This is a genomic window from Streptosporangium sp. NPDC000239 (assembly GCF_040300765.1).
Classification (GTDB): Bacteria; Actinomycetota; Actinomycetes; order Streptosporangiales; family Streptosporangiaceae; genus Streptosporangium.
This window is the reverse complement of sequence record NZ_JBEPEI010000024.1, coordinates 65,323-79,868: the sequence shown is the minus strand read 5'-3', so window position 1 is coordinate 79,868 and position 14,546 is coordinate 65,323. Positions and strand designations below refer to the sequence as shown.

At 71.8% G+C, this 14,546-nt stretch carries 14 protein-coding genes and 1 pseudogene; 11 read left to right on the top strand and 4 right to left on the bottom strand.

Annotation, left to right across the window (positions count from 1 at the left end; translation table 11 throughout):
• Nucleotide 1 precedes the first annotated feature (1 nt).
• Entirely contained in the window at nt 2–694 is a 693-nt protein-coding gene (locus tag ABT340_RS37625) for an ankyrin repeat domain-containing protein (protein ID WP_352015691.1), read from the bottom strand.
• Nucleotides 695–822: 128 nt separating this feature from the next.
• Nucleotides 823–1,368 carry a GlcG/HbpS family heme-binding protein gene (locus tag ABT340_RS37620; RefSeq protein ID WP_352015690.1) on the bottom strand — a complete coding sequence of 182 codons (546 nt, stop codon included), beginning with the start codon at nt 1,366–1,368 and terminating at the stop codon, nt 823–825.
• A 201-nt stretch (nt 1,369–1,569) separates the two neighbouring features.
• On the opposite strand from ABT340_RS37620, the gene ABT340_RS37615 reads away from it, so the two are divergent.
• Together ABT340_RS37615 and ABT340_RS37610 are read left to right on the top strand one after the other, a co-directional pair.
• Nucleotides 1,570–2,742, top strand: coding sequence for a sensor histidine kinase (locus tag ABT340_RS37615; protein ID WP_352015689.1), 1,173 nt, complete (start codon nt 1,570–1,572; stop codon nt 2,740–2,742).
• Entirely contained in the window at nt 2,739–3,362 is a 624-nt protein-coding gene (locus ABT340_RS37610) for a response regulator (protein ID WP_352015688.1), read from the top strand. Before ABT340_RS37615 ends, ABT340_RS37610 begins: the two co-directional genes overlap by 4 nt.
• Nucleotides 3,363–3,368: 6 nt before the next feature.
• Here the strand turns inward: ABT340_RS37610 and ABT340_RS37605 are convergent, their stop codons facing one another.
• The gene (locus ABT340_RS37605) at nt 3,369–4,037 is read right to left on the bottom strand and encodes a FadR/GntR family transcriptional regulator (protein WP_352015687.1); all 669 of its coding nucleotides are present in this window, start codon (nt 4,035–4,037) and stop codon (nt 3,369–3,371) included.
• A gap of 79 nt (nt 4,038–4,116) precedes the next feature.
• Here ABT340_RS37605 and ABT340_RS37600 point away from each other — a divergent pair, with 79 nt between their 5' ends.
• The 7 genes from ABT340_RS37600 to ABT340_RS37570 all read left to right on the top strand — a co-directional run bounded on the left by ABT340_RS37600 (nt 4,117) and on the right by ABT340_RS37570 (nt 11,524).
• A complete protein-coding gene (locus ABT340_RS37600; protein ID WP_352015686.1) occupies nt 4,117–5,247 on the top strand; it encodes an amidohydrolase family protein in 1,131 nt (376 codons plus the stop codon).
• A complete protein-coding gene (locus ABT340_RS37595; protein WP_352015685.1) occupies nt 5,244–6,515 on the top strand; it encodes a DUF6986 family protein in 1,272 nt (423 codons plus the stop codon). Before ABT340_RS37600 ends, ABT340_RS37595 begins: the two co-directional genes overlap by 4 nt.
• Nucleotides 6,503–7,237: an aspartate/glutamate racemase family protein gene (locus ABT340_RS37590; protein ID WP_352015684.1), complete on the top strand. Its 735-nt coding sequence runs from the start codon at nt 6,503–6,505 to the stop codon at nt 7,235–7,237. The genes ABT340_RS37595 and ABT340_RS37590 overlap by 13 nt, the downstream gene beginning before the upstream one ends.
• Nucleotides 7,237–8,577: an allantoinase AllB gene (allB, locus tag ABT340_RS37585; protein ID WP_352015683.1), complete on the top strand. Its 1,341-nt coding sequence runs from the start codon at nt 7,237–7,239 to the stop codon at nt 8,575–8,577. Before ABT340_RS37590 ends, allB begins: the two co-directional genes overlap by 1 nt.
• On the top strand, nt 8,574–9,677 hold the full coding sequence (gene alc, locus ABT340_RS37580) for an allantoicase (protein ID WP_352015682.1): 1,104 nt from the start codon (nt 8,574–8,576) through the stop codon (nt 9,675–9,677). Before allB ends, alc begins: the two co-directional genes overlap by 4 nt.
• Before the next feature lie 293 nt (nt 9,678–9,970).
• Complete coding sequence (locus ABT340_RS37575) at nt 9,971–10,108, top strand: hypothetical protein (protein WP_352015681.1); 138 nt, start codon at nt 9,971–9,973, stop codon at nt 10,106–10,108.
• Nucleotides 10,109–10,144: 36 nt separating this feature from the next.
• A complete protein-coding gene (locus ABT340_RS37570; RefSeq protein ID WP_352015680.1) occupies nt 10,145–11,524 on the top strand; it encodes a type I glutamate--ammonia ligase in 1,380 nt (459 codons plus the stop codon).
• Nucleotides 11,525–11,623: 99 nt separating this feature from the next.
• Here ABT340_RS37570 and ABT340_RS37565 read toward each other — a convergent pair whose 3' ends face one another.
• Nucleotides 11,624–12,925 (bottom strand): LVIVD repeat-containing protein, encoded by a 1,302-nt coding sequence (locus ABT340_RS37565; RefSeq protein WP_352015679.1) that lies wholly within the window; start codon nt 12,923–12,925, stop codon nt 11,624–11,626.
• 678 nt (nt 12,926–13,603) lie between these two features.
• Between ABT340_RS37565 and ABT340_RS37560 the strand changes: the two genes are divergently transcribed.
• Nucleotides 13,604–14,200, top strand: coding sequence for a DUF6230 family protein (locus ABT340_RS37560; protein WP_352015678.1), 597 nt, complete (start codon nt 13,604–13,606; stop codon nt 14,198–14,200).
• Nucleotides 14,191–14,544, top strand: a pseudogene (locus ABT340_RS37555) (DUF6114 domain-containing protein); the annotation flags it as partial. The gene ABT340_RS37560 and the pseudogene ABT340_RS37555, both read left to right, overlap by 10 nt.
• Nucleotides 14,545–14,546 lie beyond the last annotated feature (2 nt).

Sequence of the window (14,546 nt, the reverse complement as noted above, 5' to 3'; positions counted from 1 at the left end):
GTCAGTGCGCTCCGGCGGCGCGGAGCAGGCCGGCCACCGCGGTCTGCCTTCTGGAGACCGCGTGGGCGAGTGGGGTGACGCCCTCGCGGTCACCGAGGTCGACGTCGGCGCCCGCCGCGATGAGCAGGCGGACGATCTCCTGGTAGGGCCGGCCGCCGTCGCCGAGGATGATCGCCTCAAGCAGGCCGGTCCAGCCGAGGTCGTTGACGTGATCGACCTTGATGCCGGTCTTCAGCACCTCCCGGACGTAGTCCACGTGCCCACGCTCACAGGCGGGGATCAGGGAGACGCCCCCGTAGCGGTTGCGTATGGTCAGGTCGGGCCTGCCGGGCAGAAGGGCCTTGAGCATCGCGACGCTTCCGGTCACGCCCGTGACCAGCCAGGGGGTGTCGTGCCTGGAGTCCAGCGCGTTCGGGTCCGCGCCGGCCGCGATCAGCAGTTCGGCGACCTCCACGTGGTCGCCCGCCACGGCGAGCAGCAGTGCCGTACGGCGGAGCCCGTCGCGGGCCCCGACGTCGGCCCCGGAGGTGAGCGCGTCCCGGACACCCGCGACGTCGCCTCGCGCGGCGCGCGTCAGCAGTTCATCGTTGAGCACCTTCTCCCCTTTCACCGTGCGACTCACCGTACGGCCGCCGCAGGCAGCGGCCAGCAGGCCGAGTCCGGAGAGCAGGATCGCCCGGCGCCTCATCCACATCGTCCCTCTCCCCTGCTTCCGATACCCGGTCTCTCGACCTCCGGCCTCCCGGATCCCTGACCTCCTGGTCCCCTGCCTCGACTCCCGGCCCCCGACGACGTCCGGCCCGGCGGGGCGGGACGGGTCGGTCAGCGGAGCCGACCGGCGACGGCCTTGAGGCCCTCCTGGGCGATGGCCTCGTCGATGTCGCCGCTCGGCGCGCCGCCGACACCGATGCCCGCGACGGGCGCGCCGCCGGAGACCACGGGAACACCGCCGCCGAGGAAGAGAGTGCCCGGGATGTCGGCGATGTTCGGGCCGCCGCCGGTCACGCCCTTGCCAAGCTCACTTGTCGTCTTACCGAAGGAGACCGCGGTGAAGGCCTTGCGCCGCGCCGACTCCTCGGTCTGCGGGCCCGCGCCGTCGCCCTTCAGCACCAGGCGGGTCACGCCGGACCGGTCGACGATCACCACCGTGACACGCTGCTTCCGCCTGGCGGCCTCCTTCATCGCGGCGTCGGCGATCGTCAGGGCGGCGTCGGCGGAGAGCACGTCGGTCTGCACGACGGCCTGCCCGTCCTTGGCGGGGGCGGCCTGCGCGGGGGAGGCGACGGCGAAACCGAGGGTGCCCGCCATGATGGCGAGCCCCGCGAGGGAGCCGACGACCAAGCGGGGACGCGCGGAACGGACTGTCATTGGTTTCTCCAGGTGCGGGTCGGTGGAACCTTGCACACCCAAGGCTTCCGGAGACGGCGCTCCCGGCCATCGCAAGCATGGGCGGTTCCCGGACGCCGAAGGGTCGAGGGAGGAGTCAACCGATCGGTTGACGCGTGGCCGTACCGCTCGGGCCGATCCTCGCCAGGGGATAACGTCGAGAAAGACCAGACAAGGAGGGTGATGAGGGAACGTATCTGGCTCAACTGGGCCATGCACGCGGGGTTCTACCTGCTGCTCGCCGCCTCCGCCCTACGGCTGGTGTCCCGGCACGACATGGGGACGCGGACCGTCGCCTCGCTGGTCGTCGGCGGTCTCCTGGCCCTGACCTACACGGCGGGCGTCGTCCTCTGGAACCGCCTCGGACGCGGGCGCGTCGTCTGGCTGGCGGGGGTGGCGGCGGTCTGGCTCGTGCTCGTGGTGCTCGCGCCGTCGTTCAGCTGGTGCGCGGTCCCCCTGCTCTTCCTGTGCCTGCGGTCGCTGAACGCGCGTGGTTTCGCGGTGGCCGCGGCCGCCCTCACGCTGGTCGTGATCGCGGCCCAGCTCAAGATCGCGCGGGAGTTCGATCTCAGCCTGATCCTCGCGCCGATCGGCATCGCCGCCATGACCGCGGTGATCTTCTGGGAGCTCCAGCGGGAGAGCGCCGCCCGGCAGCTCCTCATCGACGACCTGATCAGCACCCGGGGAACGCTGGCCGACTCCCGGCACCGTACCGGCGTCCTGGAGGAGCGCGAGCGGCTGGCCAGGGAGATCCACGACACCCTCGCCCAGGGGCTCACCAGCATGGGCATCCTTCTGCAGGCCGCCGACCGCATGTGGGCCTCCGACCCCGAGCTGGCCCGCGCCCACGTACGGCGGGCGGCGGCAGCGGCCGCGGAGAACCTCGACGAGGCCCGGCGCTTCGTCCGCGACCTCCAGCCCCCGGGCCTGGTCGAGGCCTCGCTGCCCGAGGCCTTGGCCAGGCTCTGCGCGGGCACCGGGAACGGCACCGGGCCTGACGTGCGCTTCCGCCAGGAGGGCGAGCAGTACCCGCTGGAGCCCGAGGTGCAGGCGGCGTTGCTGCGGGTGGCGCAGGGGGCGCTGGCCAACGTCCGCGACCACTCCCGCGCGGGCACGGCCATGGTGACCCTGTCCTACCTCGACGGTGAGGTCACGCTGGACGTCTTCGACGACGGCGCCGGGTTCGACGCCCCGGCCCCCGCGCCGGGCCGGGGATACGGGCTGCGGGCGATGCGCGACAGGATGGCGGAGGTGAACGGCGTCCTGGTCGTCGAGAGCGTCCCCGGCGAGGGAACGGGGATCGCGGCCACGGTCCCGACCGGCGCGCGGGCACGAGACGGGGAGGAAGAGCGATGAGGCTGTTTCTGGTCGACGACCATCCGGTGGTCCGGGCGGGGCTGGTGGCGCTGCTCGGCGGTGAGCCCGACATGGAGGTCGTCGGCGAGGCCGCCGGTGGGGACGAGGCACTGCGGGGTGTCGCCTCAAGCTCCCCGGACGTCGTGCTCATGGACCTGCAGCTCGGCGACGGCGTCGACGGGGTCGAGGCCACCCGGCGGATCCGGGAGCTGCCCACTCCGCCGCAGGTCCTGGTGCTGACGACGTACGAGACCGACGCGGACATCATGCGGGCCGTCGACGCCGGGGCCACCGGTTACCTGCTCAAGGCGTGCCCGCCGGAGGAGCTGTTCCAGGGCATCAGGGCCGCGGCCAAGGGCGAGTCGGTGCTGTCCGCCAAGGTCGCGGCCCGGATGATGAGGCGGATGCGCGACCCCGGCCCGGCGTTGAGCGCCCGGGAGGTGGAGATCCTGGAGCTGCTGGCGAGCGGCGCGGGCAACCGGGAGATCGCCAGGCGGCTCTTCATCACCGAGGCGACGGTCAAGACCCACCTGGTGCACATCTACGGCAAGCTCGGCGTGGACACGCGTACGGCCGCGGTGACCGCCGCCGTCGAGCGACGCCTGATCAGGCTCCCCTGAGGCGCTTCAGAGATCGTTCTCCTGCTCGTTGAGGATGGCGAGCGCGATCGTGACCGCGCCCGCCGCGTCGCCCGCCTCGATCGCCCGGTACAGGTCCCGGTGGGTGGAGTCGGCGTCGAGCACGGCGTGTTCCATGCACTGGTCGCGGCGGACCGTTTCGCGCACCGCCTCGCTCATGCCCCGGTACAGGTCCAGCAGCACGGGGTTGTGCGAGGCCGCGGCGACGGCCAGGTGGAAGTCCACGTCGGCGTCGGCGAACGCGTCGAGGTCGGCGGCCTCGTGGGCGGCGGTGCGCCGTTCCAGCGTCTCCCGCAGCGCGTCGAGGTCGGCCGGTTCGCGTCGTTCGGCGGCGAGCCTGGCCGCCACGAGGTCCAGGCCGCGCCGTACGTCGATGATGTCCATGGTGGCCGCGCGGTCCAGGCGGCGCCTGAGGGCGACCTCGTTCTCGTCGGTCGCGGTGACGTAGGTTCCGTCGCCCTGACGGGTGGCGAGCAGACCGGCGTGGACGAGGACGCGGACGGCCTCGCGCACCGAGAGCCTGCTCACGCCCAGGGTCTCGGCCAGCCGCCCCTCTGTGGGGATCTTGGTGCCGACCGGCCAGACGCCGTTCGCGATCTCCTGGCGGAGCTCGTGGATGGCGGAGTCGACGAGGGAGGTCCGGCCCACGTGGCGCATTCTTCCTCTGCTTCTCTAATCATCTGATGTCTGATAATTCTAGGACACTGTCGCCCTCAGGTTAAGGGGATCAGCCGGTATGGCTCAGATTCTGTTCACCCATGTCCGTCCCCACGACGTCCTGGTCGAGGACGGTCGCGTCGTCCCCCTCGAACGCAGAACCGAGGACTGCGAGGTGGTGGACTGCGGCGGACTGCTCGCCCTGCCCGCCCCGGTCGACGCGCACATCCACCCCGACAAGACCACCTGGGGGCAGCCCTGGCTGAGCCGTACCCCGGCCGGGACGCTGCGTGACCTGATCGAGGGCGACGTCGCGGCACGGGCCGGGATGACCGCGCCGGTCGCCGAGCGGGCCGGGGCGCTCATGGACAGCGCGATCGCCCGTGGCACCCGGGCGTGGCGGGCGCACGTGGACGTCGCCCCGGTGTACGGGCTGAGCAACGTGCACGGCGTGCGGGAGGCCGCCCAGGCGCGCGGGGACCTGCTGGACGTGCAGATCGTCGCCTTCCCCCAGCTCGGCCTGCTCACGGCGCCGGGAACGGCGGAGCTGATGGAGCGGTCACTGCGGGAGGGCGCCGACATCGTCGGCGGGCTCGACCCCGTGGGCGTCGACGGCGACCTGCACGGCCACCTCGACCTGCTGTACGGCATGGCCGAGCGGCACGCCGTACCCGTCGACATCCACCTGCACGACCGCGGCGAGGAGGGTGTCGCGCAGGTGGTCGAGATCGCCCGCAGGGCGAGGTCCAGCGGGGTGCCGACCACGATCAGCCACGCCTTCTGCCTGGAGGGCCGCGAGGACCTCGCCGAGACACTGTTCGAAGCAGGAGTCTCATTGACCACCTGCGCGCTCGGCGCGTCCCCGATCCCGCCCGTCGGGCCGCTGCGCGAGGCCGGGGTGCCGGTCGGCCTCGGATCCGACGGGGTGCGGGACCCGTGGACGCCGTTCGGCGACGGCGACATGATCAACCGCGCGCACCTGCTCGCCTACCGCACCGACGCCCGTACCGACGAGGAACTGGCCGCGTGCTACGAGGTCGCGGCGCACGGGGGCGCCGCCCTGCTCGGTCTCGAACCGGTCAGGTTCCAGCCCGGCGACCCCGCCACCTTCGTCCTGGTCCGCGCCGAGTCCATGGCCCAGGCCGTGGTGGACCGGCCGACTCCCCAGCTCGTCGTCCGTGACGGCCGGGTCATCCAGGCCGGATCGTGAACGGCCCCGACCTCACCACCGGCCTCGCCGCCGAACTTTCCGCCGAGCTTTCCGCCGAGCTGGATGTCCGGCTGGCGGCGGCGGACGAACGGCTGCGCACGGCCTACCCCGGCGAGCCGACCGGCAGGCAGCCGGTGCACACCGTCTACGTCCCCGCCGACCGCTACACCCCGGACACCGTACGGACGTGGGGCGAGCAGGCCCGGACGGCGCTGGCCGCGCACGGCCGGACCGCCGAGGAGTTCGCCGACGCGCTCGTCCTGCCGCCGGGGACGGCGGCGGAGGTGTACGACCTGGTCCTGGCCAAGCTGGAGCGCGAACCGGTCGAGGACCTGAGGATCGACTTCGAGGACGGCTACGGCGACCGCCAGGACGCCGAGGAGGACGCGGCCGCCCGGACCGCCGCCAAAGCCCTCGCCTCCGGTGACGGCACGCCCTTCTGCGGAATCCGGTTCAAGAGCTTCGAGGCGCCGACCCGGCGGCGCGGCCTGCGCACCCTGGCGATCTTCCTGGAGGCCCTCGGCCCGCCGCCCGGCGGCTTCGTCGTCACGCTCCCGAAGGTGACCTCCGTCGAACAGGTGGAGGCGATGACGCTGACCGCCGAACGGCTGGAGGCCGCCCACGGGCTGCCGCACGGGAGCCTGCGGTTCGAGATCCAGGTGGAGACACCGCAGGCGATCATGGGCGTTGACGGCGTCTCGCCGCTGGCGCCGATGATCCACGCCTCGGCCGGGCGCTGCACGGGCCTGCACTACGGCACCTACGACTACTCGGCGGCACTCGGGGTCTCGGCCGCCCACCAGAGCGTGGAGCACCCGGTCGCCGACCACGCCAAGGCCGTCATGCGGGTCGCCGCTGCGGGCACCGGCGTACGCGTCTGCGACGGCTCGACCAACGTGCTCCCGGTCGGCGACGGCGACACGGTCCGCGCCGCCTGGCGGCTGCACGCGCGCCTGGTACGGCGTGCCCTTGAGGACGGCGTCCACCAGGGCTGGGACCTGCATCCGGCCCAGCTTCCCAGCCGGTACGCCGCCGTCTACGCCTTCTTCAGGGAGGGACTGCCGGGCGCGGCGGCCCGGCTGCGCGGCTACCTCGAACGCCGGGAGTCCGGCTTCCTCGACGAACCCGCGACCGCCAGGGCGATGGCCGGGTTCCTCACCCGGGGCCTCGACTGCGGCGCCGTCGGCGAGGCCGAACTGCGCGACCTCACCGGCGTCACCCCCGCCGAACTGCGGGCCGTACGAGGTGGGCCGTCATGCGCATCCTGATCGTGAACGTGAACACCACCCGGTCGATGACCGAGACGATCCGTGCCCAGGCGGCGGCGTACGCGTCGCCGGGCGTCGAGATCGTCGGCCTCACCCCGTCGTTCGGGCCCGAGTCGGTCGAGGGGAACTTCGAGAGCTACCTGGCCGCGGTCGCGGTGATGGACCGGGTCGTCCGGTACGCCGAGCCGTACGACGCGGTGATCCAGGCCGGGTACGGCGAGCACGGCCGCGAGGGGCTCCAGGAACTGCTCGACGTCCCCGTGGTGGACATCACCGAGGCCGCCGCGCAGGTCGCGATGCTGATCGGGCGCACGTACTCGGTCGTCACCACCCTCGACCGCGCCGTGCCGCAGATCGAGGACAGGCTGCGGCTCGCCGGGCTGACCGGCCGGTGCGCGTCGGTCCGGGCCGGCGGGCTTTCGGTCCTCGAACTCGACGAGGACCCCGGCCGGGCCGTCGGCGCGATCGTCGCCCAGGCCCGCAGGGCCGTCGAGGACGACCGGGCCGAGGTCATCTGCCTCGGATGCGGGGGGATGGCCGGTCTCGACCGGGAGATCACCGCCGCCACCGGGGTGCCGGTCGTGGACGGCGTCGCCGCCGCGGTCACCCTCGCCGAAGGGCTCGTCCGGCTCGGCCTCACCACGAGCAAGGTGCGAACCTACGCGAAACCGCGCCCCAAGACCGTGACCGGATGGCCGGTCCACACCGGGGATGCCTCCTGATGGCCGGGCTTGACCTGCTGTTCCGTGCCCGTCGCGTCGTCACCCCCGCCGGGGAGAGGGCGTGCGGCGTCGGCGTGCGGAACGGGACGATCGTCGCGGTCGAACCGCCGGACACGGATCTCGACGCCGCCGAGGTCGTCGAACTCGGCGACGACGAGGTGCTGCTGCCCGGCCTCGTGGACAGCCACGTGCACGTGAACGACCCCGGCCGGGCCGAGTGGGAGGGGTTCGCGACCGCCACCCGGGCCGCCGCGGCCGGTGGCGTCACGACGATCGTCGACATGCCGCTGAACAGTCTCCCGCCGACCGTCGACACGGCCGCGTTGCGGGTGAAGCGGGAGGCCGCCGAGGGGCGGGTGCTCGTCGACGTCGGCCTCTGGGGCGGTGCCGTACCGGGCAACCTGCGTGAGCTGCGCGGACTCCACGACGCCGGGGTGTTCGGGTTCAAGTGTTTCCTGCTGCACTCCGGTGTGGAGGAGTTCCCCCACCTTGAGCCGGACGAGCTGGCGGACGCGCTCCGGGAGATCCGGGCGTTCGACGCGCTGATGATCGTGCACGCCGAGGACCCGCACGTGATCGATCACGCCCCGGCGGCGCACGGCGCGAGCTACCGGGACTTCCTGCGCTCCCGGCCCCGTGGCGCGGAGAACCTCGCGGTCGCACGCGTCATCGAACTGGCCCGCACGACCGGCTGCCGGGTGCACATCCTGCACCTGTCCAGCTCGGACGCGCTGCCGATGATCCGCTCGGCCCGGGACGACGGCGTCCGGATCACCGTGGAGACCTGCCCGCACTATCTGACGTTCACCGCGGAGGAGATCACCGAGGGGGCCACCCAGTTCAAGTGCTGCCCGCCGATCCGCGAGGAGCCCAACCGCGAGTCGCTCTGGCGGGGTCTCGCCGACGGCACCGTCGACTGCGTGGTCTCCGACCACTCGCCGTGCACACCGGAGCTCAAGCGGTTCGACACCGGGGACTTCGGCGCGGCCTGGGGCGGCATCGCGTCGCTGCAGCTCGGCCTGCCCGCCGTGTGGACCGAGGCCAGGCGTCGCGGCCACACCCTGACCGACGTGGCGCGCTGGATGGCCGAGGGCCCCGCGAGGGTGGCCGGTCTGTCCCGCAAGGGCCGGATCGCACCGGGCCACCAGGCCGACTTCTGCGTGTTCGCCCCCGACCAGGTGTTCACGGTCGACAGGGACCGGCTGCACCACCGCAACCCCGTCACGCCCTACCACGGCCGCGAGCTCACCGGCGTGGTCCGCGGCACCTGGCTGCGCGGCGTACGGATCGACATCGACGGCCCGCCGCAGGGCCGGCTGCTCAACCGAGGAGAGGCATGACCTTCACCCACCTTCCCGACCTGGCCTCACGCGCGCTGGCCGGCAGCGTCGTGTACGCCAACGACGAGTTGTTCGCCGAACGCGAGAACCTGATCAAACCCGGTCCCTCGGTGTTCTCGACGGAGGACTTCGGCCACAAGGGCAAGGTGTACGACGGCTGGGAGACCCGGCGCCGCCGCGAACCGGGGAACGACCACGCGATCATCCGGCTCGGCGTCCCCGGCGTGGTGCGCGGCGTGGTGATCGACACCGCCTGGTTCAGGGGCAACTACCCGCCCTACGCCTCGGTCGAGGCGACCAGCGTCGAGGGGGCGCCGTCACCGGCCGAGCTCGAACAGGCGACCTGGGAGACGATCGTCGGCAGGAGCGCGATCGAGGGCGACGCCGAGAACGCCTTCGAGGTGACGGACCCACGACGCTGGACCCACGTCCGGCTGAGCATCTACCCCGACGGCGGGGTGGCCCGGTTCCGGGTGTACGGCGAGCCCGTGCCGGACCCCCGCCTCCTGGACGGCACGATCGACCTGGCCGCGCTGGAGAACGGCGGATCGGTGATCGACTGCTCGAACACCTTCTACTCCTCGCCTGTGCAACTGCTGCTGCCCGGCAGGGCCGCGACCATGGGCGACGGCTGGGAGAACGCCCGCCGTCGCGACGGCGGCAACGACCACGTGTCGATCAGGCTCGCGGCCCGGGGGCGGGTCCGCCGGGTGGAGATCGACACGTCGTACTTCGTCGGCAACGCGGCGGGCTGGGCCACGCTGAGGGGGACCGACGCCGATCGTCCCGGCGAGGACACCGAGTGGTTCGACCTGATCCCCAGGACCAGGCTGCAGCCGGACACGCGTCACTTCTTCCGCCCGGTCTCCACCGCCCCCGTGACGCACGTCCGTCTCGACGTCTTCCCCGACGGCGGCCTGGCCAGGCTCAGGGTGCACGGCGAACTGACCGCCGACGCCCACCGGGCCGCCGTCCTCGACTGGCTCACCCTGCTCCCCGAGGAACACGCCGTCCAGGTCCTCGGGGAGGCCGGTGTGCCCCGTCAGCCCGGCGAACTGCCTCCGGCGGTGCTCGCCGCGCTCATGGGAGAGTCCCGGTAGGAGCGCGCCTTCTTCGCCCGGTGGCGGCCGAGGCGGGCGCGGGAAGCTCGTCGCCACGGGCCGGTCGGTGGCCTGGGTCGGACCGGCCACCGAGGCACCATCCGGCCCCACGGCACCGGTGACCGGCCGCGGCCACCGTGATCGCCGTGACCGGCCGCGGTCGCCGCGGTCGCCGTGATCGCCGTGATCGCCTGAATCGTGGCCTCCGGAGACCCGCCTCGCCTGCCGAAGCGGGACCGTCCCGGCTCCTCGGTGCTCTCCCGGCGTGTATCCGGATCTTCGCCCTCGTCGCCGTGACCCCAGACGGTATCTTCGCCAGCGTGCTCCTCGACGTGAAGAACGCCCGCCCGTTCCCGTCCGGCACACCGGTTCCGGCCATCCCCATCGCGCCCGGCCGTACCCTCCACGCCCCGGACCGCGTCTCGCCGTGACCGCCTGACAACCACCGAACTCCCAAGGAGCGATCCATGGCACAGAACGTGACGACCGTCGATCTCCAGGCGAAGGCGGAGGCGTTGGCGAAGGAGGGCGTCGTCGGCATCACCATCGCCTGGGCGGACAACAACGGCATCACCCGCTCCCGTACGGTCCCGGTCGAACAGCTGGCGTCCGTCGCGGAGCGCGGGGTCGGCGTCACCACGCTGTTCGCGGTTTTCGACTCCCACGACGGCATCACCTTCGGTCATCCGGGGCTCGCCACGCCGTCCGGTGACATCCGGCTGGTCCCCGTCTCCGACCGGATCGTCCAGCTGGCCGGACAGCCCTCGTTCGCGTGGGTTCCTGGCAGGCAGGTCGCCGCCGACGGCTCCGCCTGGCCGTACGACCAGCGGGGCGCGCTGGAGCGCCAGGTCGCCCGGGCGGCAGAACTCGGCCTGGAGTTCCGTGCGGGCTACGAGATGGAGTTCCACCTCAGCCACGCCGAGCCGGGCCCCGGCGGGAGCACCCAGCTCGCCCTCCCCGGCCCGGCCTACGGCCCCCGTGTCCTGCTCGACGTCGACGGCTTCGCCGCCCAGCTCCTGGGTGACCTGCGGGACAACGGCGTGCGGGTCAACCAGTTCCACGCCGAGTACGGCCCGGCCCAGTTCGAGCTCAGCATCGCGGCGACCGACCCCGTCACCGCCGCGGACCAGCAGTTGCTCGCCCGGCAGACCATCCACGCCGCCGCGAGGGCGCACGGGCTGCGGGCGAGCTTCGCCCCCCTGGTCACCGGCGCCGGGGTCGGCAACGGCTGGCACCTGCACACCTCGCTGTCCCGCGACGGGGTCAACCTGCTCTCCGGGGGCGACGGCCCGTACGGCCTGACCGCCGAGGGAGCCGCCTACCTGGCCGGTCTCCTACGCGACCTGCCGGCCATCACCGCCGTCACGGCGCCCAGCGTCCCCTCCCTGCACCGGCTCAGGCCCGGCTACTTCTCCAGCGCCTACACCTTCTGGGGGGTGGAGAACCGTGAGGCCGCCCTGCGGTTCGTCCCCGCCACCGAACTGCTCGGCGCCTCCCACGCCAACGTCGAGCTCAAGCCCTCCGACGCCTCCGCCAACCCCCATCTCGCGCTCGCCGTCGTCATCGCCTCCGGCCTGGCCGGGATCGCCGACGGCCTCACCCCGCCGGAGCCCGTCCAGGAGAACCCGGACACGTGGTCAGCGGAGCGCCGCGCAGCGGAGAACATCCACCGGCTTCCCGCCACCCCCGACGAACAGCGCGCGGCCCTGCTCGGCAACGACCGCGTCCGCGACGCCCTGGGCGAGGAACTCCTGGGCGCCTTCGCCGCCGTCCGCGCGGCCGACCAGGCCTGGGCCGAGGGCAAACCCCTCGAAGAGGTCATCACCGCCCACCTGTGGCGCTACTGACATCGTGATCCCCGGCGGCGGGGTTCGAGGCCGGGATTCTCGGTGAGGACGCCGCCGACGGGCCGGCGAGTGCGCTCGCCGGCCCGGTCAGGCGGCTCCCTACAAGGGGTCGCTACACGGCTGGAAAAAGGTCCGGTCTCCGAAATGGTCGGCCCAGCCTTCGCCGACGTACCGATCCCACTTGTCCTTGTCGAGAATGAACCCATTGGGGGCCGCGCCGCCTCGGCACAGGTCACGCAACGGGTCACCGCTGACTTCCGCGAGATTCCACCAGACCCCGCTCCCCTGATTTACGCCGACGAAAGCGGTCATTCCGTTCCGGCTCAACGCGACCGACCTGGCGAAACTGTCGACCCCGCCCAGCTGCGCGACCTTGAAGGGGTGGGACGGGTCGGTTATCTCCCACAGCGCGACAGAATAGATTCCCTGGCGGATCAGAACGGTGTGACGGTCCGAGACCGCCGACATCATGTCAACGGGACCCGTGCCCTGGGAGAACGCTCCTCGTTGAACGGGATCACCTCCGCTCGGCAGGTCCCACACGACTGCTCCGTCGCCCGTCCCCACCACCACCACGTCCCCTTCGGGCCCCAGCGCGACGCTTCTCCATTCAGCGGTGCCCGGCCGCCGAATGCTCGCCGTCTCTTTCGGTTTGGATGGATCCGTGATGTCCCACACCACGGCCCCGTCCTTGCCGACGATCACCGCGACCTTGTCGGTCGCGTCGACCCCAAGCCGCCCGGAGCCGGTCTTCTTGGAAGACAACGAGGCCACCTTGACCGGATGCGACCTGTCCGTGATGTCCAGCACCAGAACATGACCCACATCGGTCTCGGAGTCGGTTCGGTTGACCAGGGCGGTTCTGCCGTCCGGTGTGATGGTCAGACTTTCCACATCCCCCTCCGGCTGACCTCCTTCGAAGGTCGCCGAATGACGGGGCTTCTTTGGCTTCGTCAGATCCCAGATCTCCACCGGCGGGTCCCACACGTTCGCCGTGTCTATGAGTGCGACCTTTCCGTCGAGCGACAACGCCACCTCACCCGCCGCGGCGTCCTTCAGAAGGAAGCTCGCAGGCATGTACACCTCGTCCCTGACGGAACGCCTGTCGGGCAGCGGCCGGACACGCACTCCCCTCCCGTTGTCGCTCGTGAAAGCGAGTCTGCCGTCGGCGCTCAACGCCGCCGCCCAGATATCGACGCTTCCGGCCAACTGCTGCTGCCGGGTCGCCATGATGCCGTCCATCAGTGCGGCTTTGACGAGTGGATCGGGGTCCATCCGCATCGCCGTGGCGCCGAGGATCAGGGAGAGCTCCGGGTTGCTCTCCCGGAGGCTCACCCCGGCCAGCGCCACCCTGGAAGCCGCCGCGGAACGCTGACGCGCTCCCGAGCCGACCGTGATCACGCAGACCCACCCCGCGACCACGGCGGACAGAATCGCGAGGGCAGTCACAGCCACGGTACGGCGACCGCGCCTCATCATTGACGATCCGATCTCACGGCCTTCTCCTGTTCATTTCTCACCGCAGCTCTGAGAAGCCCGATGCGACCATTCGTTCCGAACATCGACCGCCTTTCCTGGATTTCAGGTACCGGCCTTCTTCCAATGTCCGTCAAGAGATTCAACACGCCTTCCTGGAACAGCTGTTCACTTCGCGGGACCGACGGCTCGAATGGTCACCTCCAACCTGCCGCACAGTGGCGCTCCGCCGTGGCGGCCTTTCTCCATGGCATTCGGAACACACCGCGGCTCGATCGCCGCCGTGGCGGCCACCGCGGCCGGACAGAGGGGGGCATGTGGGTCCGGCGGCATTCCGGTGTCGCGATCCTGTGGGGTGGCGGGTACGGGCCGATCGGCAGGGGCGACCGCCTTCCCTGAGACAGCCCTCCGGCGTCCCTGGCCCGGTGTGGTTCAGAGATCTTTCCGGTCTTTGGAAAGGTTGTCCAGCTTCGGGTCATAGGTGGTGGGGGTCCGGCGTGTGCGTCGACAGGCCCGGCGAATGCCGCTCATGATCTGAAACGGGTCGGGCCACGGCTTTCCGTGGTGAATCGCCGGCTCTTCCGGGGGCGGTGAGGGGCGATCATGGCCGAGCAGGGGCGCGTGCGCTGGAGGCGCTTCCTCCTGATCCTCCTTCCCGTCGCGACGGTGACGTCGCTGCTGGTCGGCGCCGTCGCCCAGGGGGTCGTCGGCGCCACGTTCGTCGTCTCCGGGCAGGCGTTCAAGCTCTTCACCGACGAGTTGCGCGGGCAGGACTTCACGTTGTCCGCCGGTGTGGTGCGCGACCGGGAGGGCCAGGCCATCCCGGTCATCGTGACCGGCGTACGGCGGGCGTTCGCCAAGGGCCTGTGCCAGAGCGCGCTGGTGCGGACCCCCGTGGGCACGGTGACCATCAGGATCACCGGCGGCCAGGACGGCAACGAGGTGACGATCGAGGACATGGTGATCGACACCGCGGCGGCCCGTGGCGCGGCCACGCTGCGGGGCGTCGAGCTGGGCCGCGACGCCTCCACCCTGAACGGGGTGCCCGCCGCCCGAGGCCCGGCGGGCACCTTCGGCGGCCAGAGCCGGACCTTCACCCTGCACGACGTACGGCTGAGCGCGCGGGCCGTCTCCGCCGCGACGCTGAGCCTGCCCGACCTCGGGCTGAAGATCCTGCGCGGCGAGCACGAATGCTTCTGACCCGCGAACCGCTTCTGACCCGCGAACGGAGGACCATGAGATCGTGGCGGCGCTCACGACCCTTCTGGGGCGGCCTGTTCATCGTGGCGGCGGGCCTGGAGCTGCTGTCCGTCTCCCTGACGATCGACGCCCTGCCGGTGGCCGTCATGTTCGGCGCGGTGGGGGCGGGCTACCTGGTCGCGCTGGTCATGGTGCTCGCGGGAGTGCTCATCTGGTTGCAGCCCGGCCAGCGGGTCTTCCTCGGCCTGGTGAGCGTGGTGCTCTCCCTGGCCTCCTTCGTCTACTCCAACCTGGGCGGTTTCCTGGCCGGTATGGTCCTGGGCCTGCTGGGCGGCATGCTGGCGGC